The following is a 26522-nucleotide window of genomic DNA, read 5'->3' on the forward strand; positions in this document are numbered from 1 at the left end:
TTTGAAGAAAATTTAGCCATAAAAAATGCACCTCCAATTGTTAATTATGTGTCTAACAATTGGGGTGCACTTCAAAAAGACAGTCTTTTACACTTCAATATTTCGTAACATCGTATAAATATCGTTATTCACTTTACCAAATGATTTAATGTTATTTTGAATGTTAGATAATAAAACAACATATACACTACCATTTTTACTAAAACCATTTAAACAATTCCAACCTGGCATTACACCATGATTTGAATAGCTTCCTGGATCTACATACCAGCCAAATCCGTAATCTTTTTTCACAGCAGTAAACATTTGATTATAACTCTCTTTTGAAATTAATTTTCCAGAGAAGAGTGCTTCATTAAATAAATATAAATCATGTGCGCTCGTATATATATCACCACAACCATATAGTTGTGACATGCTCGGAATATTAGGTGTTGTCATATTGTTATTCACTATTTTATAACCCGTTGATGGGAATCTTGTTTGTTCCAACGCTGTACCAAAACCAGAATGTTTCATACCCGCGGTCGCAAAAATATGCTGTTTTATATATTCTTCGAGCGACTGTCCACTTACCTTCTCAGCAATGTAAGCAAGTATAGAATAGTTTGAATCAGAATACTTCCATTTCTCTCCCGGACTCCCAATACGCTTTTGCTTTCCTATTCGTTTGATCAATTCTTCATGAGAAATATCCTCTGTCCCCTGCTCATACTCTGGAATTCCTGATGTATGTGTTAATAGATGTTTTAACTGTATGCTATTACCTTGAGGAAAGTCTGGAATATACTTTGTAACTGTATCCTCTACTTGTAACTTATTTTGATCTTTTAATTGCATAATAGCAGTCGCTACAAACGCTTTTGAAATAGAACCAATATAAAAGGTCGTCTCTGAATTATTCGGCACTTGATTCTCTTTATTAGCCATGCCGTATCCTTTATTCACAAGAACTTTCCCATTCTTCACAATAACAGCTGTTCCACTAAATCCCATGCTCTGTAAATATTGATCCAATTGAGCATTTTCATTAATTTCTTGAGGTGGTCCCTCAGCAGGCTTCTCCACAGCTTGCGCTTGCTTCACTTGTTCTTCCTGCTCTTTTTGTTTTTGTGCTTCTTGCTTCTTTTTTTCTTCTTCTTTCTTTTTTAGCTCTTCTTGTTTTTTCATTTCTGCTGCCGCTTTTAAAGTTTCCTCTTTCTTATTAAGCGCAACAATTTTTGTATACATGAAATATACAAGTGATAATAGTAAGACGAGAATGATTGTTCTTTTTATGTATACAATCGGCCGACGTGCTTTCCCATTCGCATTATTTTTTTCCTGATCCATGATTGCCTTTTTCCCCTTATTTACCGATAATTTACTTTTAATTTCCACCTATATTTTGGATAATCTATTCTATAACATCACTACTTTATCACGCACTGTACATATAACCAACCTATATGTACAAAAAAGAAAAAGAAAATTTACAAAAGTAAGATTCCCGTTAAATTTTTAACATAAAAAAAGAGGATATCCTCTAAAAACTGATATTATCAGTCTTTTTGGATATCCTCTTATTTAATTATTTATACGTGTTTTTTCATATCATCGGCAACAGATTCAACATTTGTACCTACGATAACTTGTACACTTGTGTTACTTAATTTCATAACACCTTTCGCACCCGCACGTTTTAATGCAGCTTCGTTTACTTGACTAGCATCTTTCACTTGTAAGCGTAGACGTGTTGCACAGTTATCAATAACTGTTAAGTTGTCTTTTCCACCTAAAGCTGCTACGTAAGTTTCACCAATTGAACCTGCAACTGGTGCATCACCCTCTTCAACTAACTCATCGTCATCTTCACGACCAGGAGTTTTCAAGTCAAACTTCTTAATTAAGAAGTAGAATACTACAAAGTAAATTACTGCGTAAATTAAACCGATTCCCGCTAGCAATACTGGTTTCGTTGCAATACCAAAGTTTAAGAAGTAATCAATTGCACCGGCACTAAATGTGAAACCATCGTGAATGCCAAGTGATGTTGTTACGAATAAAGAAATACCTGTTAACACGGCATGAATACCATATAATACTGGTGATAGGAACATGAATGAGAATTCAATCGGTTCTGTAATACCAGTTAAGAATGAAGTCAATGCTAGGCCACCTAACATACCTGTAACCATTTTACGTTTTTCTGGTTTAGCAGCTGCAATCATTGCGAAACATGCTGCTGGTAAACCGAACATCATAACTGGGAAGAAACCAGTCATAAACATACCTGCTGTTTTATCCCCTGCAAGGAAGCGAGCAATATCACCATTTACAACGTTACCTGCTGCATTTGTAAAGTCACCAAATACGAACCAGAAGTATGTGTTCATTACATGGTGTAAGCCAATTGGAATTAATAGACGGTTTAATAAACCAAATAGACCTGAACCAACTGCACCTAAATTAACAATTCCATGAGCCAATGCATCGATGCCATTTTGAATTGCTGGCCAAATTTGTGCGAATAGAATTCCTAATATTAGCATCACAACCGATGTAACAATCGGAACGAAACGTTTTCCAGCAAAGAAACCTAACCATTCTGGAAGTTTAATCTTATGGAATTTATTATAAAGGAATCCTGCTATAACGCCGACAATAATACCACCTAAAACTTTCATATCCACTTTAGTCGATAATTCGGCGGCCTTAGATACTTGTGTCATTGTATCTGCCAGCTTAGCTGGATCTATATTTGCGCTATTACCTATTAAATCTTGAACTTTACCTAATTTATCTTGTAATTCTACAGTAGAATATCCCTTACTAAGTGCATCAATACTGTTTTTCATAACCAGATAACCAATTGCACCTGCAAGACCTGCTGCACCACTACCATCAACTGAAAGACCGATTGCAATACCAATTGCAAAAATAAGTGCTAAATTATCAAAAACCGCTGCGCCGGCCTGTGCCATAACAGGAATATCAAATACATCTGGTTGCCCTAAACGAAGCAATAATCCTGCTGCTGGTAGTACGGCAATTGGAAGCATTAGCGCTTTACCAATACGTTGTAAAAACTGCAACATTTTAATTCCCCCTATCAAATTTATGAAATCGTTATCATTATAAGTACGCTTTAGAAAACGCTTTCTATTTACATAACCATAATAACATATAGTTGTATAGATGTGTAGTTTTTATTTCCGAACTTTTTATGGATAAGTTTTCTATTTCCAAACTGTTATATAAAAGGGGAATTCTCCTCTTTTATTACAGAATAATCTAAACTAAAGACCCACTATAGAACATGTAACTTTCGTTTTATCATTCCACTTTTTCATGTTATTATTTATTTCCGAGCATATCGGGAAAAGTAAACTTAGTTAATTCGAAATAGGAGCGGTGGTACTATGCAGTGCATTGAAACAAACAACTTACAACAGTTGTTAGAACAAGTAAAACCATATACGAAAAAAGGAAAACTTGCTACTTATATCCCCGAACTAGGAAATGCAAATCCAGACGATTTAGGGATTGCCATTTTCCATAAAGAAACAGAATATATCCATGCTGGTAACTCACAGACATTATTTACTCTTCAAAGTATTTCCAAAGTAATTACACTTGCACTTGCACTTTTAGATCGCGGTGAAGAATATGTATTTTCTAAAGTTGGAATGGAACCAACTGGTGACCCATTCAATTCTATTATTAAGTTAGAAACGACAAGCCCATCTAAACCTCTTAATCCAATGATTAATGCGGGAGCATTAGCTATCACAAGCATGTTAGCAGGACAAGATAACGAAGAAAAAATGGAGCGTATCCTTCATTTTGTACGGGAAATAACAGATAATCCTACTATTAATTATTCTTCTAAAGTTGCCAATTCAGAATTAGAGACGGCTTACTTAAATCGTTCACTTTGTTACTATATGAAACAAAATGGAATTATCGATTGTGACATTGAGGAACTTATGGATTTATACACTCGTCAATGTGCAGTTGAAGTAAACTGTATTGATTTAGCACGTATTGGCTTAATTTTTGCAATGGACGGATATGATCCATATAAGAAAAAACAAATTATCCCTAAACATATTACGAAAATCTGTAAAACATTTATGGTTACATGCGGTATGTATAACGAATCTGGTGAATTTGCAATTCGTGTTGGTATCCCTGCAAAAAGCGGTGTAGCTGGTGGTATTTTCGGTTGCGTAAAAGGCGAGATGGGTATCGGCATTTTCGGGCCAGCTTTAGATGCAAACGGAAATAGTATCGCTGGTTTTAAAATTCTTGAACTTCTTTCTGCTCAAGAAGGTTGGAGCATTTTTTAATTGGGCGGTATCCTGCTAATATAGCAGGATTTTTTTACGGAAAATTCATTGTTACTGGTCATCAATATCCTTACAAAAACAGTACTGAAAGTTTCTCTTTATTATGCATATTTGCTCCCCCCTCCTGAATAGTATAGTACAACCTAGCGCTATATGTGGAGGTGTAAAAGATGAAACTAATATTTCAAATGGCGAAACAACCTGTTCTTGAAAAAACAATTGTTCTTTTTATATTGAGTATTGTAGAAAGCTTAAAGCTAAAAGTTGTTTCACTCGACGAAGCTCACCGATACATATTCAATTTAGAAGTACTTGAACTATTAATGGATCGAAACATCGATGATCAAGTACTAGAGCTTATACATTTCGGAATGGGACTCGAAGATATTCATCATGTACTCCCTGAAGAACTTGAGCATAGTATTGAGGAACTAAAATGGCTTTGTATCCAAGTTTTAAGTGAATATAGTATGCACGAGGAATCGGAACAATTAATTGAAGATATACGCTAAGAAGCACCTTTGTAGGTGCTTTTTATGTTTATTAAGAAATAAATATCCGATGTCGATATATGAAATTTATTCAAGTATTTCCGAGGAAATGCTCGAACATTGCCTTTCTATGTTTACAACAACTGATCTATCCCAATAAGAATTAATAATACGCCTGCAATTACCGTCGCCCATTTCCCTAAGTATTCCGCTAAAAATCGTTTTCCTATATATGAAAAGCCACTAATACAAATGAAACTAAACACCCCAGAAATACATGCCGTAAGCCACAGATTCAAATTTGTTACTCCAGCATCAAACCCACCTGCAATATTATTAATAGATAATGCCACCCCTAAAACAAGAGCCTCAGAAAAACTAATTGTTTTCGATCCATCAAAATCTGCTTTTTCTGGATCACGTAAAATCCCCAAAAGTACACTACCATCTTTAGATTCTATGGTGTCCTTTTTACTCAAGAAAGGCTGACATAAAATAAACACTCCGATTATCCCTAAAACAATTGCTCCAATCAGGTTTGCTGTAAACTCTGAAATAAATAATGCGATCCAATTCCCCAAAAAACCAGCTAATAAAGTAAATAAAAAACCAAAAAATGCGATGATAAAATTGTTAAACCACGAAATACGAATTTTACGAATGCCATATGCAATCCCAACACCTGCATTATCTAAATTAGAAGCAATTCCGATTAAAAGAATTGAAAATATACCTGCCGTACTCATAAACAGTCACCCCTTTTTCTCACTTCTCAATGCATATTATGAAAATGTTGAGCAACTGTGCCTGTCTGTTTCATATACTTGTAATAAATGCTCAACATTTTTTCAACAATAAAAAGGGGTGCCTTCACTATGCCTAAAGAAAACCCAAACGATCGTCTTGGTAAATTAATCAAAAAGCTTTTAAAAGAACGTGCCTTATCCATGCGCCAACTAGGAATACTTACAAATATTGATCCAGCAACAATCTCAAGAATTATGAATGGTAAACAACAACCAAAACAAAAACATCTACAAAAATTTGCAGAATGTCTGCAAGTTCCGCCTCAATTGTTATTTGATGAAATGTATCCTAATTCTCCTCACATAAATAAAGAAAAGACGGATATGTATACATCTCTTGATACAATTCAGCAAACTTTACAATCCTCTAACTTATTCGACTTCGATTACACAACAACTCGCGTAAAACAAGAACTTGAAACTTATGAACGCTATGCTCAAACAACAGAAGGTGAAAAACGTATTCATGAAAGTTTTTCAAGCAAGTTAGAACAGATTGATAGTGCAGGCCCTTTCATTGAACAATTAACAGATATGTATCAACAATTTTGTAATGAAACCATTTCAAAAGAAGAACGTGCAATTCTTGGGGGTGCATTACTGTATTTCATTTTATCGACAGACATTATCCCCGACTATCTCTTTCCAATTGGCTATTTAGATGATGCAATTGCTGTTGAATTAGCAAAAGAGAAATTAATTGAACTAAAACGAAAGACATAGAAAAATAAAGTAAAACTTTAATCAGTAGGGGTTTTGTTCATCCCCCACTGATTATTAGCCTTCACCAATCGGGTTTTTATGGGCCGTTGATCTCCCACCTAACTTCTTTGCTTTCCCTGAATTTTGAGGTGGGGGGCTTACCGCCCGGCGAATAGCGGGATAAAAAACTATTTCAGCTGTTGTTTAAGTTCAACTCTGAAATAGTTCACTAAAAAATCGTACAAGTTGCAGACCCGTACGATTTCAATATACAAATCTATTTTTTCGTATGACACCATTCATATATGAACGCCGTTATTACTTTTGTAAATTCAATTAACTGTTCAACTTCAACTTTCTCATTTACAGAATGGGCCTCTTCTAGTGTACCTGGCCCATAAATAATGGCGGGGATATGAAATTCACTAAACCACCCACCATCCGTTACTGTTGCAGACATATCTAAAATTGCATTTTTAGATAAAATAGATTCATGTACCGCACTAAGAGTTTTTACAGCTACATGTTCACTATCTACTTCTAAAGAAGGAAAAATTTCACCACGATCCACAATCATCGACTCTCCGCCCCACTTAAATTGCGGTGGATTTTCACTTAACCATGGATCAGCAGCTGCTACTTTTCTTATATACGCTTCTATTTCTTCTATTATTTGTTCATGCGTTTCGTTTGGATAGAAGTGTACTGTTATCCACAATCGGCACTCATCAGCAATAAACGCCGCATGCCGGCCACCTTCAATAACAGCTGGATTAATTGTTGTTGTTCCCGATGGATAGCCTTCATACGTTTTCATGACTGCCCAGTGGCGCTCCAGTTCTTGTAAGCTTTGCACAATTTTCATCATTTTTTCAATTGCACTCGCTCCAAATAGACGTCCTCCGGCATGAATCATTTGTCTACGTGTTGCATCATGAAACGTTCGCGGGCTTTTCACAGTAATCCATCCAGTAATTACGCCCCCCTGTCCTTGCATATGTAAATTGCTCGTATCCACTACGACTGCAAAATCAGCATCATAACCACGTTTACAACATTGAAGTGTTCCTGCTTCTCCTACTTCTTCTCCAATTACTGATTGAAATATTAGATCACCCGGCAATTCAATTCCCGCTTCTTCTAAAAGCTGAATAGCAAATAAGGATCCAGCTAATCCACCTTTCATATCTGCCGCGCCTCTTCCAACTAACCAGTCGTCTTTTATAAACGGCTCAAACGGATTTGTTTCCCATGCCTCATCTATCGACACTTCAGCTACATCCATATGTCCATTAATAATAAGACTTTTATATGTCCCGCTTTCCGTCCCTTTTTTTACACCAACAACGTTCGGGTCATTCGGATATACATCCCATTTATCAATACTAAAATTTCGTTTTCTTAGAAAATCTGCAACAAATTCTTGTGCTTCATTTGTATTTCTCGCTGGTGGCGCTGGTGTTTCAAAACGAATTAATGTTTTTGTAAGTTCGAGCAATTCCTCTTTCCTTGAATCTATTTGTTTTAACAACTGCGAAATTTCTGGATTCATCGCTAATTCCCCTTTGCATACGTAGTATGTTTCCAGCTTTATTTTCACAAAAAAAGAGACTGTTTACAATTTTACAGTCTCTAAATGACTCACTATTATAAAGTGAAACTATAATCAGTGGGGAGGTTCATCCCCCACTGATTGTTAGCCTTCACCAATCGGGCGTTTACGGGCAGTTTATCTCCAGCCGAATTTTGAAGTGGAGTTTTACTGCCCGTTAATGCGGGGTAAACTTTCTAATTCAGTTGTGTTTGTCTTTTCAATATGTTCTACGCTACTTCTCTTATTTCTGGTAGCGCGATAAAACAGTAAACAAACAATCATAAATGGAATACCACAATATAAAGCCATTCTTTGTTCAGGAATAAAAGCCATGCCAACAATTACTGTTAAATTTAATACTAACGCAAGAAGTGGAACAAATGGATACAATGGTGTTTTAAATTTCAAATCCTTAATATCTCCGCCCTGCTTTACGTATGTCCTTCTAGCTAATAAGTTAGATAAAGCAATCGATGCCCAAACTAATATTGCTCCGAACCCTGCAATTGAAAGAAGCCATAAATAAACTGTATCTTCCGCATAAATACCTGATAATAATGAGAGGCATCCTACAATCGTGCTTACAATCAACGCATAAATAGGAACACCGTTTTTAGATAACTTACCAAAAATCGGGCTAATCATTCCTTGATTAGACATAGACCATAGCATACGGGAAGTTGCATATAATCCTGAATTCGCAACCGATAATACCGCTGTAATAATAACAAAATTTATAATATCAGCCGCATAAGGAATACCAATTTTATCAAATACGACTACAAATGGACTTTCTATCACGCCTGCTTGCTGCCAAGGAAATAGTCCTGCAAGAATAAAAATAGATAGTACAAAGAAAACGAGTATGCGCCAAACTGTATTATTAATTGCCTTCGGGATCGTTTTCTCTGGATTTTCACTCTCACCAGCTGCAATTCCAACTAGTTCTGTTCCTTGGAAAGCAAAATTAACTGCAATCATTGTAATTAAAATTGCTGATAATCCATTTGGAAACAACCCTCCATAATCAGTAAAACTAGAAAACATCGGTGCTGGTTCGTTTCCTTTCATATCTAGAAACCCGAACATCGCTGCCCCGCCCAAAATAATAAATGCAATGATTGTAATTACTTTAATACTTGCAAACCAAAATTCAACTTCCGCAAAACTTCTTGAAGATAACGCATTAATAGCAAAGAGCAGTACTGCGAACACTACACACCAAATCCATGACGGTACATCGGGAAACCAGCGTTTCATCAAAATACTAACTGCAATTAATTCAATGCCTATCGTAGCAGACCAGTTTAGCCACGACATCCAGCCGACTACATAACCCGCTGCAGGCGAAATGTGCTTTGTTGCATACGTTTGATAAGATCCTGCATCAGGCATTGCAACCGCTAACTCTCCTAGACAGAGCATCGTTAAATACATAACAAACCCGCCAACAAGATACGCTACAATCGCTCCACCAGGTCCAGCTTCATGAATTGTATAACCAGATCCTAAAAAAAGACCCGTACCAATAACCCCTCCGAGTGCAATCATAAATATGTGCCGACTTTTCAATTCCCTTTTTAATCCTTGGCTTTGATCCATCACATAAATCCCCCCTTTTCATTTTTTAAAACCCATTTATTGTAAGCGATTTTAAAATTCTTCATCGTAAAATTAATTATTAAAAAGTGCAAAATACATATCACTTATATTAATCACTACCTGTTATTAAAAGGTCATCCCTTACTGTTATTAATAGTTTTTGATCAGCGATAGCTTGTCCTTCTACCACTTCTAAAGATTCGATATAACCACTGATGCCTACCTTAATTTCTACTTTCTGTTTATCTATCGTTTCAATTAACGCTAATTTCTCCCACTCATATACGTAAGAACTTTCAGTAACAAATAATTTCTCTACTTTCCCGTAACAAGGACTATACACGCCTTCTATAACCGTCTTCACTTAATAAATTCCTCCCCTTAATTAATTTGCACTGAAATGTCGCATACCCTATGAAAAGTTCTAATTCATCCACTCCTTCCATTTAAAGATTTCAATTATTATTTATGCAAGATACGTACCAACCTCAATATCTATATAAAAATTAAGATTTCGTACAAAAAAATCTACATAACCGCAAAATTTTTCTATCATTTAAAAAGTTTTGAAAGAAAATAGCAAAAAAATTTTGCGATTTTATGAGAATTTTAATAAAATTATAAAAAGTCAGTCTTCATAGGGTGAAACGAGGAGAAGATGATACATGCATACAGAAGAAATTAATTTTAAACAAATTATTGAAATGAATGCGCTATATGAAGCTTTACTCAATGAACTCGATATCGGGATTCATATTATTAATGAGGAAAGTAAAACGATTATCTATAACCGCAAAATGATGGAAATTGAATCAATGGACCGCTTAGATGTGCTATATAAAAGTCCCTTAGAGGTATTTGCATTTGAAGAAAATAAAAATAGTACTCTTATAGAGGCATTAAAATTTGGAAAAACAAAAAAAAATATAAAACAAACGTATTTTAACAATAAAGGACAAGAAATTACGACGATTAACGATACTTTCCCTATAATAGAAAATGGAAAAATTAAAGGTGCTATTGAAATTTCAAAAGAGATTAGTCACTTAAAGCAACCAATAAAAATGAGCCCTTCTCGAAAACAAAATACTAAATTCACCTTTGACCACATAATTGGTGATTCTGGAGCCATTCAATCAATCATTGCAGAAGGAAAGAGGGTAATTCGTACATCCTCATCTATACTTCTTGTAGGAGAAACAGGGACTGGCAAAGAACTATTTGCACAAAGTATACATAATGAAAGTCAGCGTTCAACAAAACCGTTTATTTCACAAAATTGTGCAGCTATACCTGATACCCTAATGGAAAGCTTATTATTTGGTACGAATCGAGGTGCCTTTACAGGAGCAATAGATAAATCTGGTTTATTTGAAGAAGCAAATGGCGGGACTTTGTTGTTAGATGAAATCAACTCATTAAGCCCAACGCTTCAAGCTAAGTTACTACGGGCTATACAAGAAAAAACAATACGAAGAATCGGAGGTGCACAAGAAAAAGAAATTGATGTTCGTATTATAGCAACTATTAATGAAGATCCTCTTGAAGCTATTGCACACAATCGGTTAAGAGAAGATTTATATTACCGATTAAGCGTCGTTACTTTATGTCTTCCACCTTTACGGGAACGAAAAGAAGATATTCCAGCTCTTGTTCAGCACTTTATCGAAAAGTACAATATTCAATTCGGGCTCGGCGTAACGGATGTAGATGTACATGTAAGAGAATTCTTTTATGTATACGATTGGCCCGGAAACGTACGAGAATTGGAACATATAATTGAAGGTTCAATGAACTTAATAGAAGATGAAAATATCATTACAGTGTTTCATATACCCACTCGCTTTCGCGAACGAATAAAAAAAGAATTCAATATGCAACCTTCACTAACTAATTACAATACTGATACACCTAAAACTTTAAAGCACACGATAGAAGAAATAGAAAAGAACTACATCACTCAAATTCTTAAAAAGAATAATGGTAATATCTCACAAGCAGCAAAATTTTTAGGATTGAGTAGACAAAACTTACAATATCGAATTAAAAAACTTCATTTACAAATATGAAATGAACCTTTCTCCAATCGCGGAAAAATTGGTAAAATATGTTGCACTAAACATATAACATGCTAGAAAGGGGCGATATATATGAGTAATGATAAAAAATTAAAGTTAATACAATACTTATACTTTTTCCCTACCATGCTCTGTATGATGTTATTCATTAATGCCGATGTAAGCAGCTCTCCTTATGCAAAGCTATTAGGAACAATTTTCGGCTCCTTTGCAGCTATTATGCTTGCTGCTTTTTGGAATTTGAAAATACGTATTAAGAAAGAGAAATCTTCTTAACAGCAAAACATAAAAAAATCGAGCCTACACAGCTCGATTTTTTACTGATTATTAAAACTCAACACTCTCCAAATACAAACCACTTGCCTCAGCAAGACAATTAATTTGATTGCGCTGCTTTTCTTCTAAAATATTTGGAATTGCGTCAGCATCTAGTTGTCCTAATCCAACTTCAATTAATGCTCCAACAATTTTTCGCACCATATTATGAAGGAAGCCGTTACCACTTACTCTAATTTGTACAAATCCTGCCTCTTCAGAAACCTCAAGCATATATACTTCTCGAACCATAGACTTTTTCTTAGACTTTGCATTTGAAAAAGCAGTAAAATCATGTGAACCAACTAAATGTTTCGCAGCTTTTTTCATGCTTTCCACATTTAATTTTTTATTCACGTGCATGCTGTGTTTACGCATAAATGGGTTCGTATGCTCTTCATTCCAAATTTTATAAAGATATGTTTTCGCCTTAGAGTTGTAACGAGCATGGAAACGATCTGGCACTTCTTCTACATTTGTAATACTAATATCATTTGGTAAATATTGATTTAAATACTTTTTCACTTTATGTTCCACTAACTTCTCATCACTCTTAAAGTTAGCCACTTGATTCAAAGCGTGTACACCAGCATCCGTTCTACTACAGCCGATAATTTCAATTTCTTTCCCGACCATTTCAGATATGACACTCTCAATTTTCCCTTGAATCGTATTATCATTATTACCGAGACGTTGCCACCCTTTATAACGCGCACCGTCATACTGAATCGTTAATTTATAATTGTGCATAGTATTCTCCTTCATAGAAAATATTCCCTCATATCGTGAGGGAATATGAATAAACTTTATTTTTTAACAAGTCTTACTACATTTTCTACATGAGCTGTATGCGGGAACATATCAACTGGCTGCACATATTCCACTTCATAACTCTTCATTAATGCATTCACATCACGTGCTAACGATGAAGGATTACAAGATACGTACACAACTCGTTTCGGCTGTACTTTTAAAATTGTTTCCAATAATTTATCATCGCAACCTGTACGTGGTGGATCGACAACAATTACATCTGGGCGCCATCCTTCTTTTACCCACTTTGGTAACCATTGTTCAGCTTTACCTGCTTCATACTTCGTGTTTGTAAATCCGTGACGTTTCGCATTTTTTCTTGCATCTGCAATCGCTTCTGGAATTACATCCATACCACGTACTTCCGCTGCATCATTCGCAAGCCAAAGACCAATTGTACCAACACCACAGTACGCATCTACAATTTTCTCATTCCCTGTTAAAGCAGCTGCTTTTTTCGCTTCATCATATAAAACAACCGTTTGCTCTGGATTCAGTTGGAAGAATGCACGTGCTGATAATTCAAATGATAAATCACCAAGTGTTTCTTGAATTACTTCTTTTCCAGCTAATTTAAATGTTTTGTCGCCAAAAATAACAGATGTTTTACGCCAGTTTACGTTTTGCATAATTGATTTAACAGCTGGCATCTGTTTTTGTACTTCTGCAATAAATTGTTCTTTATTTGGCAGTTCTTCTTTTGTTGTAATAAGTGTAACTTGTACTTCCCCTGTTTGAACTGCAGTACGTGTTACAATTGTGCGTACTAAACCTTTTTGTTTTTTCTCATTGTAAATAGAAACATTTAATTTTTCTAATATACGTCTTACAACTTTTGTCGCTTCATTCGTTGCTTTATGTTGAATCATACAATGGGCAATATCAATTAACTGATGTGAGTTTTGCTTATATAACCCTGTAATAACCTTCTCATCTTTGCGCCCCACTTGTAATTGACTCTTATTACGATAATGCCATGGATTTTCCATGCCAAGCGTCGGACGAATTTTCTCTTCCAAAGTGTTATTCATGTACTTCTCAAATGCTTGTACAACGATATCACGTTTTTGATTTAATTGTTCTTTATAATCTAAATGTTGTAGCTGACAGCCACCGCACTCCTCATATACTGGACATGGCGCTTTCACACGATGTGGTGAAGCTTTACGAACCTTTTTCACTTTCGCTTCAGCGAAGCCACGCTGAATTTTCGTTGTCTCAGCAACGACTTCTTCTCCTGGTAATGCCCCTGGAATGAAAACAACTTGTCTCTTAAAATAACCAACGCCTTCTCCGTTAATCCCAAGACGTTTAATTGTCACAGGAAACGTTTGACCAACTTCCAACTTACTCTCATGTTGCTTTTGTATCATGATTACACCTCTACTCTATACTTTTCCATAAATATAACGCTGCATAACTGCAGTATGGTTCACACTCTTGTTTCACGTTTTCTAAAAATGCATCATCAGGTTTATCATCTAATTGAAATACACCTTGCACTGCACGCTGAATCCCAATGTCCGCTTTCGGAAACATATTTTTCCGCCCAAGCCCAAACATTAAAAAGTTTTGCACTGTCCATGCACCAATTCCCCTAATTGGCAACAATTGTGCTGAAACTTCTTCTTCCGTCCCAGTTTCTATACTCGCTAAATCTAATGTACCACGGGCAATACGTTCTGCTAATCCTACTATATATTCAGCCTTTCGCTGACTAAACTTCTGCTCTCTCAATTCTTCTATTGAAATATTTGCTACTATTTCCGGAGTGGGGAAAAAGAATACACCGTTCTTCTCTGTTCCATACCGTTTCACAAATTGTTCTGTTAGCACAGTAGCAAATTTCAAATTTATTTGTTGGTGAATGATACAGCGAAGAAGACAAGCAAAATAATCAAATTCTAAAATAATTGGAGTATAAGCATATGTTTCAAATAGTGGACGTAATGATGTGTTTAAAAAATGATTTTGTATATCTTGAAACGGTTCATTCCAATGAAAAATGGCCCTCATTCGTTTCATGACTTTCTCCGGATCTCCTGTCTGACTAGAAATCCAAAACTGTGGATTTTGAACAGTACCAATCCCTTGCAAGCGAACAACAACCTGTTCCTCGTCTATACAAAGCGGGACATAAATGACTTTCTCATCTAATTGAATGACGTTGAGAGGATCAAAAGATAAACGTTTTAATACTTCTTCAAAATGATACGGATACTCTAACGTAACATGTTCGCTCCACATACGTTTCCCCATCCTTTTTACACATCATTATAGCATGAGAAAACCGCAAGCATACATGCTTACGGTTGATTGCTTTTCACTAAGTCATCTAGACTTTTAAAATGATACCCTTTCTCGCGCAAATCATCAATGATTTTCGCAAGTGCTTCTGCATTATCTTTTGATATTGCATGAAGTAATAAAACAGATCCTGGATGAATCATCGTCATTACATTGTTATGCGCATATTGCCACCCTCTTTGCTGATCCACTTTCCAATCAAGAAATGCAAGTGACCAAAATACATTATAGTAGCCCATTTCTTTCGTAAGAGCTAATGTTCTTTCACTAAATACGCCGCGCGGAGGACGTACATATTTCACTTCTTTTTGCCCTGTTACTTTTTTTATTTCCTCTGTTACACTCGTTAATTCTTCACGAAGTTTTGCATCGTTTACTGCTGTAAAATCTGGGTGACTCCAAGAATGATTCCCAATAATATGCCCTTCATTTTTCATTCGTAACAACAAATCTTTTTGGTTTTTAATATAATGCCCTGTTACAAAGAACGTGGCTGGTACCTTCTTCTCTTTTAATACATCTAAAATCTGTCCTGTATAACCATTTTCATATCCATTATCAAATGTTAAATAAATATCTTTTTTCTTCGTATCCCCTAAATAAAATCCGCCATTTTTTTGTAGCAATTCTGTATAAAGTTTCCCTGCATCTGGTACTGTTTCATTTTTAGGACGCGGAATTCCCCAGTTATGTGGAGTGTTTGTATAAGCCAATGTTGAAACTGGAACAAGTGCCATCATAATTGAAAAAATGAGACCTATATATAACCATTTATATTTCATAAATAGTCTCCTTTCCATATATAATCGTACCTGTAGTTTCTGTTTCCCTGCTTTCTTTCATGCTGAACATGTTTTTCTATATATACCAAAAAAATGCACCTCGAATTATTCGAGGTGCATTTTTGTTTACTTAAATACTGGCTCTTTAAAGCTCGCTAATTTTTCAAGCGATGTTTTATCAACATCGGCATGCAAACTATTGCCATGAGAGTCCATCGTTACAACGGCTTTAAAACCTTCAATTCGTAAATGCCACATTGCTTCTGGAATACCAAATTGTAAGAAATCAACATCTTTCACTTCTTTAATACATTCCGCATAATATTGCGCAGCACCGCCAATTGCGTTTAAGTACACGCCGCCGTGTTCTTCTAATGCTGCTAATGTTTTTGTACCCATGCCGCCTTTACCAATTACAGCACGAATACCAAATTTCTTCATAATATCCCCTTGGTATGGCTCTTCACGAATACTTGTCGTTGGTCCTGCTGCTTTAATTTGCCAATTGTCATTCTCGTCTTTCACTACAACTGGACCACAGTGATAAATAACTTGTCCATTTAAGTCTACTGGACAATCGTTATCCATTAAATGTTTATGGATTGCATCACGACCTGTATACATCATGCCATTAATTGTTACAACATCACCAACGCGAAGTTCACGAATTTGCTCTTCTGTAATTGGCGCTTGCAATACAATTTCACGTTGCTCTGTTTTTTCTTGCACTTCTTGCTCCAGTGTATCGTCGCCTTCTTGATATAGCCAATCCATAATTTCTCCTGTTTCAGGATGGATTTTTACACCAAGGCGGCGATATGCCCAACAATTATACGCAACAGATACGTAGAAGCTAGCTGGCAGGCGATTATATACGCCAATTTTACAACCAAGTAAAGTTGTTTCTCCGCCGAATCCCATCGTACCAATGCCAAGCTTATTCGCATTTTCTAATACGTATTCTTCAAGTTTTTGTAACTCTGGTACAGGATTGATGTCATCTAATGTACGGAATAATTGATTTTTCGCTAATTCGTAACCTGATGTTCGGTCTCCCCCGATACCAACACCAATTACACCTGCACTACATCCTTGACCTTGTGCTTGATATACAGCATGAAGAAGGCATTTACGAATTCCTTCTAAATCACGGCCTGCGCGTCCAAGTCCTTCTAATTCACACGGTAAGCTATATTGAATATTTTTATTCTCACAACCGCCGCCCTTTAAAATTAAACGTGCATCAATATAATCTTTTTCCCATTGCTCAAACTTAATAACTGGTGTACCTGGTCCTAAATTGTTTCCACTATTGTCTCCAAAAAGAGAATCAACAGAGTTGGGACGAAGTTTACCATCTTTTGTCGCCCGCTCAAGCGCACTATAGATAGCTTCCTTCAGTTTTAATTGATTCACACCAACTGGTGTATAAATTTTAAAAGTTGGCATCCCTGTATCTTGGCAAATCGGCGAGATGTTATCATCTGCCATTTTAATGTTATTCGTAATTGTGCCAAGTGCCATCGCTGAACGAGTCCCTGCGTTTTCTCGCTCTTTCGCTTGTTGAATCGCACGACGAACATCTTTCGGTAAGTTCGTTGACGTTTCAACAACTAGTTGATACATGCTTTCTTGAAGCTTTTCCATTGTTACTTCCCCCTCAATTGTGAACGCTACCAAAACGTTACGAGATGAAAATTCCATCGTTATACTCTTCAGCCCTTTATTTATCCCGCATGAACGGGCAGTAAGACTCCCACCTCGAAATTTGACTAGAGCAAAGAAGTTAGGTTGGAGCCCTACTGCCCGTAAACGCCCGATTGGTGAAGGCTAATAATCAGTGGGGAATAAACTTCCCCACTGATTAAAGTTTCACTTTATTTCATGCTATTAAAGTATAAATGAGATTTTTCACAACTTGATTATACCTTTTTTTCTATATTCCTTCTATTATCCGTACAGAAAAAGGCTACCAATTTTGTATTGGCAGCCTTTTTAATATATTATTCGTCTTTTTTAAATTGCTCACATTTTAATTCTAATTCATCTAACATCGCAAGAAGACGATCTACATCTTCTAACTCTACTTCTTCAGGTTCAATTGTATCAATTACTTCAATGAACATATTTAAACGCTCTTTTAAATATACTAATTGTGTATCTTTATCTTGAATTGCTTTTCCCATGAAGGCACTCTCCTTTTAATTCGAGTTGCTTTTATTATACCGCAAAAATGATTGCTATGGGCATGAAATTTCATCAATTTTGTCACGATTATCCGCTATAATGTAAGCCCTCTCTCTTTTTCCGCTAAAAAGTTTCACTTTATAAAAAGTACATATTCTTCTATTATAGAGAATGGACAAATTGTTATTTCAATAGTCAAAGGAGTATTTCATATGACGATATCACAAAAAATGAAGCCGATTACTCCTTCTTACGATCCATGGGAAGCGTATATGGACCTTGAAGAGTACGGCAAACTACTATTAACAAACGTTGAGTTTACAACGACAACGTTATGCAATATGCGTTGCGAGCATTGTGCTGTTGGTTACACATTACAGCCGAAAGATCCAAATCCGCTTCCGATGGAGCTTTTATTAAAACGATTAGATGAGATTCCTCATTTACGTTCTTTAAGTATTACTGGCGGAGAACCTATGCTTTCAAAGAAATCCGTCGACAACTATGTAACACCACTCTTAAAATACGCTCATGAACGAGGCGTTCGCACTCAAATCAACTCAAACTTAACTATAGATTTAGCACGTTACGAACAAATTATTCCTTATTTAGATGTGCTGCATATTTCTCATAACTGGGGAACAATTGATGACTTCGTTGAAGGCGGATTTGCAATGATGGAGCGTAAACCTACTTATGAACAACGTGCAAAATTATTCGAACGAATGATTACCAATAGTAAAGCTCTATCCGATGCAGGTGTACTCGTATCAGCTGAAACGATGTTAAACAAAAGAACTCTACCACACATTGAACATATTCATCGTCAAATCGTTGAGGAAATGGGTTGTAAACGTCATGAAGTGCATCCGATGTATCCAAGTGACTTCGCTAGCACACTTGAAATTTTAACAAAAGACGAAATTCGAAAAGCTATTGAACATTTATTAGAAATTCGTGACGAAAATGTATGGATGTTATTTGGAACATTACCTTTCTATGCATGTAGTGATGATGAACGCGATTTAGCTACATTTAAGAAATTACATGAAAGTAAAAATGTAACTGTACGTAATGATCCAGATGGCCGTTCTCGTTTAAATGTAAATATTTTCGATGGAAATATTATTGTGACGGACTTTGGTGATGTTCCGCTTCTAGGAAACATACAAACAAACACATTACAAGAAGCATATGAGAAATGGAGCGCTTCAAAAACAGCAAAATCATTAAGCTGTCATTGCCCTGCGGTGAAATGTCTTGGACCGAATGTTCTTGTAAAGAACAGCTACTATCCAACAGAAGATTTCTTATCAAAAAAATCAAACCTTATGTTATAAATAAAAACGTCAGCTTATATGGGCTGACGTTTTCTTATTTCATTGCGCATGCGACGAGGAAATAAATTTAAAAAACAAATGATCATGAATTGGAATAGCTGCTCCAATTCCTTGAGAGGTAACATTTTTTACAACAAGTCTTTTTTGATTTCCTTTTAAAACAAGGTACACTTCTCCAAACGTTACTTTTCCTTTTTCATTTACTGCTGGCGTATAAGCATATAAATATCCAAGTTGACTCGGACTAATATTATACACACGCTCATGTCCTGTACCATAACCAATGGTCGTTTTAAATGAAAGTGGCAACTGTACTTTTTCAAGCGCTTTTAGCAGCATCATTTTTTTCACATCTGTAGCATCTTTCATATCTGCTGTTAAATCGCCTTCAATCGTCTTTTGAGTTTCTTGCTTATAACGAAGTGGATATAAGCGATCTCCTCCTCGATTATCGTACACATTACGATTCACTTGTTTATATTCCCAATTAATCGATGTATCTACCGATTCATAATTTAAAGCCCATTGACCTAAATAAATTTTCGCGCGGTACCCTACTGCAAGCGGTGCATTTGAAATTGTCGTTTCATTAAACATCCGAATTAAGTCCGGATTTTCAATTTTAATATTTGCTGTTTTCAATAGTTCTTGAGCAAATTTACTAGGCTGCAAGCGCGGCAAATCTTGCGCATCGTTTGGAAACGTATTGTCTTTTGAAATATTTAAAACAGATGAAGGCATTTTTGTTTCTACCGTTGTCTTTGCAAAACTACTGTTAGGAAATAATAAAATAAACGAGACCATGGCTGAAAGACATATGCTGTATACTCGTTTCACCTGTCTGGCTCCTTCCTACATAAAGGTATATATACTACTTTGTTTATTGTTTTCTCTGAGCACAATTGTTATGCCTATTTTTCATAATAAATAAAAACCAATTCCCATAATGACGTACGCAGCTAATAAAGTGCCTCCTTCAAACCAGTTTGTATCCCCATCATTGGAGATTGCAATCGTTAAGAAAACAGCTGTAATCATGGACACAAGTTCTGGTATTGTAAACACTAAAGGCATCCTTTGTACAAAAAACATAGAAAGCAATACTAATACAGGAGCAACAAACATCGCAATTTGTAATGTAGAACCTACTGCAATTTCAACTGCAATATTTACTTTATTTTTATAAGCCATAATAATTGCAGATGCATGTTCCGCTGCATTTCCAACAATTGCAACGATAATAACCCCTATAAATAACTCTGACCAGCCAAATGACTTCGCAACCGTCTCAAATGTATGCACGAGAGCCTCCGACACATAAGCTACTGCAATCGTCGCTATCGCTAAAATAAGGAGTGCTTTACCTTTCGACCACTCTGGCTCTTCTTCATGCGCTACTTCGTCACTTTTATGTTGATATACACCACGGTGCGTAACTAACTTAAATAGCAATGCAGCAAGGTACATAATAATCATAATAATAGATACGCCAATACTTAATTGATACGTCTTTCCCGCATCCATCTTCATTGAAAAAATTTCTGGAATAACAAAGGCTACGACAACAGCAAAAATTAATAAAGCTGAATTATGTCTTGCGTCGTAAACATTAAAGCTTTGTCTTTTATATTTTAATCCACCTATAAAAAAGGACAGCCCTCCTACTAATAGTAAATTTCCAAGTACAGAACCCGTTAACGAAGCTAACACAACTTCAATTAATCCTGCCTGAAGTGCGAAAATTGAAATGATAAGTTCAACGGCATTACCGAAAGTTGCATTTAATAATCCACCTATTCGAGGTCCAGAGACAATTGCCAAACTTTCTGTTGCTCTCCCCATAAACCCCGCTAATGCGATAATTGTAATGCAATATACAGCAAACATAATCGTTTGAGGCCAATGCATTGTTTTTCCGAGTACAGAAAGTGGTACACCTATAAGCGCTACTATAAGAAATATTTTATTAAACATGCTTTCCATCCTTCCATCGTATGTATTTCTCCTCATCATTAATATTATTCTTCTCCTAACTTGTCCGATTTCATCACAATTACGTTTAAAAAATCAGATTGAAGAAAACAGTATGAAAGATATTTAATTTATCTTGTTTAAACGGAGAAAATTATAAATTATGAAAAGAGGTTAAAAGTATGCACTTAAAAGAAAAAATTGCAACGATTATTCAAGGACAAAGAACAGGTGTGTTATCTACTGTACGTAATGAGAAGCCACACAGCGCTTTTATGATGTTTTTCCATGAAGATTTTGTACTATACGTTGCAACAGATCGACAATCAAAAAAGATAACAGATATCGAAAACAATCCAAATGTACATGTACTGCTTGGACGAGAAGGAAAAAAATTAGATGAAGATTATATAGAAGTTGAAGGCTTAGCTTCAATCGAGGAAGACTCAACATTAAAAAACAAGTTTTGGAATAATAGCTTAAAACGCTGGTTACTTGGTCCTGAAGACCCTAATTACGTATTAATAAAAATCAATCCTGACACAATTTATTACATCGATGGTGCAGGTACCACGGAGCCCGAGTTTTTACGACTATAAAATAAAACAAGCCCCCCTTAGGTGGGCTTGTTTTGTCGAAAAGTTCTTCTGAAAAAAACAATAAAATAGGTGGAACTTTCTAAAGATTCTGTTATATAATAGCAGTAACTTAAATAAACTGTATTAAAACAGACTGAGAGGAGAAATAAAATTGATGAAAAGAGAAGAACGTAAAAACATGATTGAGTTTATTGAAAAGAAAAAAGGAATTGAGCGTGACGAATTATTGTTTATGACAGACGATGAAGTAGAACATATTTATAATGTAACGTACTTTTTATATGAGGAAATTGCAGAGTAGTATAATAATCCCCACCTTATTAAAAATATAAGGTGGGGATTATTTCGTTATTAATACATGAGAATGATTTTCATGTATAATAATGTAAGATTGGAGGAATTTTACTATGAGCTCATGGCTATTATTCGCATTATTATCAGCAATTGCTGCTGCCCTTGTATCTATTTTTGGAAAGATTGGTTTAGATGGAATCGATGCTAATGTTGCTACGACTGTTCGTTCTATTATTATGGCACTATTTATGATAGGCGTTATTATTATACAAGGTAAATTTCAAAATATCGGCGACGTACTGCTAAATAAAAAAGCACTGCTATTTATCACATTAAGTGGGGTTGCAGGTGCTTCGTCATGGCTATTTTATTTTCTTGCCTTAAAAACAGGAAAGGTCTCTCAAGTAGCCCCTATCGATAAATTAAGTGTAGTGTTTTCTATTATTCTTGCGATGATTATACTCGGTGAAAAGTTAAACTTTATGACTGGTATCGGTGTAGTCTTTATTACAGCTGGTGTACTATTTATTGCTTTCAGCTAAAAAAACCGCTATTAGCGGTTTTTCTTTATGTAAAACCATACAATGCATGTAACAACTGCTGAAATGATTAAAATCCATATTCCATAATGATGTAAACTATACTCGACAAATCGCCACTTCTCTCCTAACTTCCAGCCAAGTCCGATAAAAACACTGATCCAAATGAGCGCACCACCGTAAGCGTACAAGCAAAAACGCCAAAATGTTAAATTCGAAACCCCAGCAAAATATGCTGTTAAATGACGTACTCCTGGTATAAAGTAACCAATCATTAAAAGAAATGGACCGTATTTTTCAAATAAAACATGTGTTTTTTCAATGTGATGTTCTTTAATTCTAACTTTCGGCCCATATTTTTTTAAAACAGGAAGACCGAGTTTTAAACCTAATATGTAGCTTAATGTAATACCTAACATCGCACCCGCCATCCCACTTGAAAAAGCAGCAGTTCCTGACATAACGCCTTTTGAAACATTATAACCAACAAAGGTCAATAAAAACTCGTCTGGTATCGGTAATCCGACAATCCCACCAGCCAATGCTATAATAATTCCAAAATACCCATAATGCGCGATTAACTCGCCAATATGTTGTTCCATTCGGAAGACACATCCTATGCACGATCGTTATTCCACATTTTGCCCGTTCTCTCTTTAAGACAAACATGGTATACATATTCACTATACATTGTTTTTATAATGAACTCTACTTCTACCCATTCTTTTAACAGCGATAAAGTGAAACTTTAATCAGTGGGTATTTTGTCTATCTCCACTGATTATTAGCCCACACCAATCAGGATTAAAAAATAAAAATTCATATGCTTGTTTTTTTGTTACAATAAAGGAAAGCTACTTTTCGCAACGGTTTAACTCTCAAGAAAAATGATACATCTAGCAAAAACATAGTTTGGTCTATATAATACAACTTCTATCTATTAAAAAACATGTACCCTTTTACATACAACATCATTTTTCTAAATTATACAGGGGGGAACGAACATGACCATTGAAAATCAATTTATCCAAAAAGTTTACTATAAAACATTTTTAACAGAAGAAATTTCTACTCCAGTATCGGAAGTACTCGGTGAAGCATACATAAATGAATCTAAAAATGAATTCTCCAACATTTCTAATATTCGCTTTGCTCAAGGTGAATTTTATTACCAAAATAAAGATTTTGAAGCAGCCATATTTAAGTGGGAGAAAGTAAATAACGACCTTGAACTTTGGGCAACCAAAAATATTGCTGATGCTTATTTTGAACTCGGATTCTTACCAAAAGCAGAAGAAATTTATCAATCTATTCAAACTGAAGGTACAACTCTTACGATGGAAGTTTCCTTGCAACTTCTTTCTCTTTATATCGAGCAAGATCGTTTAGGATTAGCTTTTAAGACGATTAGTGAAGCTGTGGCATTTCAACCAGACTATCCGAATATTACTGCAATCGCACGTTCTTTCTATGAAAAACAAGAAGATTGGAACAACGCTATCGAACTTGCAGTTCAAGAGGGAATTCGAACAAAGTCATTACATTGGTTCGATACTTTAATCCATTACGTAAACCAAGGATTTACTAAACAAATCAAACCAGAATATTTCTATGATTCTTTAAAAGCTTTATATGCAATTGACCAAGTCCAATTTAAAGAGTTTGTTATTGCCCTTTGGAACAGCTATCAAAATGAACCATTATACCTTTCTTGGATCCAAAGCATGAATCATTTATTTTTACATATTGAAACAGATAACAATGACAATTGGAATGAAATTTCTATCCGCTACCAAGAAACATACTTTGCATTAATTACTGGCGATCATTTTATGCATGAATTAAACGGTCTTGTTCCTGATTTATTAACAAATTGGTTTAGTTTAACAAAAGCAAAGGATTCCTTACTTGTTTCTGCCGCAGTATTAGCATGGAATGAAGTTGCACCTACAACTTTAGAATCATTACTCGTAAAAAGTGCTGGAGCCTTACTTTCTAATTCATCAGCTGAAACAAATGTAGATATGGAAACCGTTTCTCATCTATTCGAAACAATTGCTGAATGGGCCGAGAAAAATGATGTAGATTTAAGTCATCAATTTACGCTACTCGTCCATGAACTATGTGATTTACATGTTAATAAACTACTAATAGCTGGAACAAGTGACCATGATAAAGCGTCATTCGTTAATTCAATATTAGGAGAGAACATCTTAACTGAGACTTTAACAGCTCCTATTCTATTTAAAGACGATAGTCAAACTGCAATAACGGAATTCAATGATCTAGATGTAAAAAACATCTCGAACTTTGATGAAGTCCATCAAATAATGGATACATCTTCCCAGTCAGAACTTGAGAAAAAATGTATAGAAATTAAGTTACCAAGTAGATTTTTAAGAAAAAATAAGTTTGCATTTCTTGTTACACCATCTGTTCAAGGACAATTGGATAAAAGCAGCTCATACTTTGAATACTTACAGGCAGCAGAGAGCCTTATTTACATATTAAATTCTGCCTCACCATTACATGGCGAAGAACTTGATACATTACTTTATTTACGTGAACAAGTGCCAAACTTACAAATTCATTTCGTATTACACACAAATAATACGACTACCAATGAAAATCTAATTAGTAAACTTACAGTCCATTTCCCAAATGCAAAATTCTTCCCGTACTCTCCTTCCCAAGAGAGTAGCCAGCAACTTGGGGATGTAACAGAGTCCATTCTCTCTAATCTTGCAGAACGTGACATAGAGAAAGAACGTATAGAAAAGCTAATATGGTTTACTCAAAAGACAATCGCTTACCTTGTAAATGAACGTGTAGAATTAGAACATACATTAGTGAAATCAGTACGCTGGAATAAACATATATCTGTAAAACTTAATGGATTTATTAACAATCTTACTGCTCTTGAAAAAGACAAAATCCGTTCTATTACAGAATCTTATCTTTTAACGAAAGAAGAAATTACACAAGATATACATTCTCAAATTCCTGAATTATTACAGAGCTGTTCTGACCTTGTTCAAGAAGATAGTGATTTCAAATTAGTTCATGAAGAATTAAATGCTGCGATGAACGAACGAATTGACAAACATGTACAACAAGTGCTTCTTCCTAAATTTACTGGGTCTATTCAAGAATGGATTGAAACAGCACATAATGAATTTATTCAAGCTCAAGCTTATTTAGATGAAATGAGTGAAACGTTCAATAAATTATATAAAGAAGAACGTATGAAACTTCCTTGCGATTTCAAATTACTAGATGATTGGCATCGAGATGTCGTACGAATGACAAATAGAATTACAGTAACGAACATCAACATTTTATTACGCTTCACACCGACACAATTTTTCTTAAAGAGTGCCGGAAAATTATTTGGTAATATGCAAAAAAACCAATCTATGCTCGCAAACAAATATAAACAATATATTGAAACGGAAGACTATACAGAAATTGCCCAAACAATTTCAAAACAATTCTTCCTTCAATTTGAAGTATTTGAAGGTGCACTAGAGCGTGATATCATGATGTTCTTTAAAGATCCACTTAGCGTATTGAAACAAAATGTAGAAGCCGCTCAACTTGAAATACAAGAAGACGAACAAACATTAGCAACGCTAAGAAGCAACCCAGAAACTTATCATGATCCTTTAGCATTATTTAAACTACAACTATTGCAACACAAATTTGTTATAAGTACTAACCAAAACAATGAAGACGTCTTTGTATCTAACGAGTCTCCTACTGTTTAACATA

General features: G+C 35.3%; 25 protein-coding genes and 1 pseudogene. 10 read left to right on the forward strand and 16 right to left on the reverse strand.

Annotated elements, in window-relative coordinates; translation table 11 throughout:
• Nucleotides 1-87: 87 nt before the first annotated feature.
• From G9F74_RS13270 to G9F74_RS30425, 3 genes and pseudogenes are all read right to left on the reverse strand, one after another.
• Nucleotides 88-1332: a serine hydrolase domain-containing protein gene (locus G9F74_RS13270; protein ID WP_000371825.1), complete on the reverse strand. Its 1245-nt coding sequence runs from the start codon at nt 1330-1332 to the stop codon at nt 88-90.
• Nucleotides 1333-1574: 242 nt separating this feature from the next.
• A complete protein-coding gene (nagE, locus tag G9F74_RS13275; RefSeq protein WP_016107473.1) occupies nt 1575-3077 on the reverse strand; it encodes an N-acetylglucosamine-specific PTS transporter subunit IIBC in 1503 nt (500 codons plus the stop codon).
• 141 nt (nt 3078-3218) lie between these two features.
• A pseudogene (locus G9F74_RS30425) lies at nt 3219-3332 on the reverse strand (transcriptional regulator).
• Nucleotides 3333-3401: 69 nt separating this feature from the next.
• Between G9F74_RS30425 and glsA the strand changes: the two are divergent.
• Both glsA and G9F74_RS13285 read left to right on the forward strand, forming a co-directional pair.
• Nucleotides 3402-4331, forward strand: a complete 930-nt coding sequence (gene glsA, locus G9F74_RS13280) for a glutaminase A (protein WP_001149858.1) — start codon at nt 3402-3404, stop codon at nt 4329-4331.
• 170 nt (nt 4332-4501) lie between these two features.
• A complete protein-coding gene (locus G9F74_RS13285; protein WP_000766598.1) occupies nt 4502-4843 on the forward strand; it encodes a DUF3969 family protein in 342 nt (113 codons plus the stop codon).
• 113 nt (nt 4844-4956) lie between these two features.
• Here G9F74_RS13285 and ytaF read toward each other — a convergent pair whose 3' ends face one another.
• Complete coding sequence (ytaF, locus tag G9F74_RS13290; protein ID WP_000100716.1) at nt 4957-5568, reverse strand: sporulation membrane protein YtaF; 612 nt, start codon at nt 5566-5568, stop codon at nt 4957-4959.
• Between the two features lie 129 nt (nt 5569-5697).
• Between ytaF and G9F74_RS13295 the strand changes: the two genes are divergently transcribed.
• Complete coding sequence (locus tag G9F74_RS13295) at nt 5698-6351, forward strand: DUF1232 domain-containing protein (protein ID WP_001123713.1); 654 nt, start codon at nt 5698-5700, stop codon at nt 6349-6351.
• Between the two features lie 256 nt (nt 6352-6607).
• Here the strand turns inward: G9F74_RS13295 and G9F74_RS13300 are convergent, their stop codons facing one another.
• The 3 genes from G9F74_RS13300 to G9F74_RS13310 form a co-directional block, all read right to left on the reverse strand.
• Nucleotides 6608-7930 (reverse strand): acetylornithine deacetylase, encoded by a 1323-nt coding sequence (locus G9F74_RS13300; RefSeq protein WP_002037899.1) that lies wholly within the window; start codon nt 7928-7930, stop codon nt 6608-6610.
• 159 nt (nt 7931-8089) lie between these two features.
• A complete protein-coding gene (locus tag G9F74_RS13305; RefSeq protein WP_033662946.1) occupies nt 8090-9529 on the reverse strand; it encodes an amino acid permease in 1440 nt (479 codons plus the stop codon).
• Between the two features lie 106 nt (nt 9530-9635).
• A complete protein-coding gene (locus G9F74_RS13310) occupies nt 9636-9890 on the reverse strand; it encodes a biotin/lipoyl attachment domain-containing protein (protein WP_000859494.1) in 255 nt (84 codons plus the stop codon).
• A 301-nt stretch (nt 9891-10191) separates the two neighbouring features.
• Between G9F74_RS13310 and G9F74_RS13315 the strand changes: the two genes are divergently transcribed.
• Together G9F74_RS13315 and G9F74_RS13320 are read left to right on the forward strand one after the other, a co-directional pair.
• Entirely contained in the window at nt 10192-11595 is a 1404-nt protein-coding gene (locus G9F74_RS13315; RefSeq protein ID WP_016107472.1) for a sigma-54 interaction domain-containing protein, read from the forward strand.
• 81 nt (nt 11596-11676) lie between these two features.
• Complete coding sequence (locus tag G9F74_RS13320) at nt 11677-11880, forward strand: hypothetical protein (protein ID WP_016107471.1); 204 nt, start codon at nt 11677-11679, stop codon at nt 11878-11880.
• Between the two features lie 51 nt (nt 11881-11931).
• Here G9F74_RS13320 and truA read toward each other — a convergent pair whose 3' ends face one another.
• From truA to G9F74_RS13350, 6 genes are all read right to left on the reverse strand, one after another.
• Nucleotides 11932-12669, reverse strand: a complete 738-nt coding sequence (gene truA / locus G9F74_RS13325; protein ID WP_000553125.1) for a tRNA pseudouridine(38-40) synthase TruA — start codon at nt 12667-12669, stop codon at nt 11932-11934.
• Nucleotides 12670-12725: 56 nt separating this feature from the next.
• Nucleotides 12726-14105, reverse strand: a complete 1380-nt coding sequence (gene rlmD / locus G9F74_RS13330) for a 23S rRNA (uracil(1939)-C(5))-methyltransferase RlmD (RefSeq protein ID WP_000615220.1) — start codon at nt 14103-14105, stop codon at nt 12726-12728.
• A 10-nt stretch (nt 14106-14115) separates the two neighbouring features.
• Nucleotides 14116-14979, reverse strand: a complete 864-nt coding sequence (locus G9F74_RS13335; RefSeq protein WP_000269448.1) for a DNA-3-methyladenine glycosylase family protein — start codon at nt 14977-14979, stop codon at nt 14116-14118.
• Between the two features lie 59 nt (nt 14980-15038).
• Nucleotides 15039-15821 (reverse strand): delta-lactam-biosynthetic de-N-acetylase, encoded by a 783-nt coding sequence (gene pdaA, locus G9F74_RS13340; RefSeq protein WP_016107470.1) that lies wholly within the window; start codon nt 15819-15821, stop codon nt 15039-15041.
• A 126-nt stretch (nt 15822-15947) separates the two neighbouring features.
• Nucleotides 15948-17468: a class I fumarate hydratase gene (gene fumA, locus G9F74_RS13345; RefSeq protein ID WP_080119633.1), complete on the reverse strand. Its 1521-nt coding sequence runs from the start codon at nt 17466-17468 to the stop codon at nt 15948-15950.
• 356 nt (nt 17469-17824) lie between these two features.
• A complete protein-coding gene (locus G9F74_RS13350; protein ID WP_000513558.1) occupies nt 17825-18007 on the reverse strand; it encodes an SE1561 family protein in 183 nt (60 codons plus the stop codon).
• A gap of 213 nt (nt 18008-18220) precedes the next feature.
• Here G9F74_RS13350 and yfkAB point away from each other — a divergent pair, with 213 nt between their 5' ends.
• Nucleotides 18221-19348: a radical SAM/CxCxxxxC motif protein YfkAB gene (gene yfkAB, locus G9F74_RS13355; RefSeq protein WP_000156031.1), complete on the forward strand. Its 1128-nt coding sequence runs from the start codon at nt 18221-18223 to the stop codon at nt 19346-19348.
• Between the two features lie 39 nt (nt 19349-19387).
• On the opposite strand, the gene G9F74_RS13360 is transcribed toward yfkAB, so the two are convergent.
• Complete coding sequence (locus G9F74_RS13360; protein ID WP_002093842.1) at nt 19388-20185, reverse strand: YfkD famly protein; 798 nt, start codon at nt 20183-20185, stop codon at nt 19388-19390.
• An 81-nt stretch (nt 20186-20266) separates the two neighbouring features.
• Nucleotides 20267-21322, reverse strand: a complete 1056-nt coding sequence (gene cax / locus G9F74_RS13365) for a calcium/proton exchanger (RefSeq protein ID WP_002093843.1) — start codon at nt 21320-21322, stop codon at nt 20267-20269.
• A 179-nt stretch (nt 21323-21501) separates the two neighbouring features.
• Here cax and G9F74_RS13370 point away from each other — a divergent pair, with 179 nt between their 5' ends.
• The 3 genes from G9F74_RS13370 (at nt 21502) to G9F74_RS13380 (ending at nt 22754) form a co-directional block, all read left to right on the forward strand.
• The gene (locus G9F74_RS13370) at nt 21502-21918 is read left to right on the forward strand and encodes a pyridoxamine 5'-phosphate oxidase family protein (RefSeq protein ID WP_000550219.1); all 417 of its coding nucleotides are present in this window, start codon (nt 21502-21504) and stop codon (nt 21916-21918) included.
• A 154-nt stretch (nt 21919-22072) separates the two neighbouring features.
• A complete protein-coding gene (locus G9F74_RS13375; RefSeq protein WP_000817786.1) occupies nt 22073-22219 on the forward strand; it encodes a BH0509 family protein in 147 nt (48 codons plus the stop codon).
• A gap of 106 nt (nt 22220-22325) precedes the next feature.
• Nucleotides 22326-22754, forward strand: a complete 429-nt coding sequence (locus G9F74_RS13380) for an EamA family transporter (RefSeq protein WP_000100302.1) — start codon at nt 22326-22328, stop codon at nt 22752-22754.
• A gap of 11 nt (nt 22755-22765) precedes the next feature.
• Here the strand turns inward: G9F74_RS13380 and G9F74_RS13385 are convergent, their stop codons facing one another.
• Nucleotides 22766-23353 carry a DedA family protein gene (locus G9F74_RS13385; RefSeq protein WP_016107468.1) on the reverse strand — a complete coding sequence of 196 codons (588 nt, stop codon included), beginning with the start codon at nt 23351-23353 and terminating at the stop codon, nt 22766-22768.
• A gap of 402 nt (nt 23354-23755) precedes the next feature.
• Here G9F74_RS13385 and G9F74_RS13390 point away from each other — a divergent pair, with 402 nt between their 5' ends.
• Complete coding sequence (locus tag G9F74_RS13390; protein WP_016107467.1) at nt 23756-26518, forward strand: tetratricopeptide repeat protein; 2763 nt, start codon at nt 23756-23758, stop codon at nt 26516-26518.
• Nucleotides 26519-26522 lie beyond the last annotated feature (4 nt).

Origin of the sequence: Bacillus sp. EKM202B (genome assembly GCF_011066025.1) — a bacterium.
Taxonomy (GTDB): domain Bacteria; phylum Bacillota; class Bacilli; order Bacillales; family Bacillaceae_G; genus Bacillus_A; species Bacillus_A toyonensis.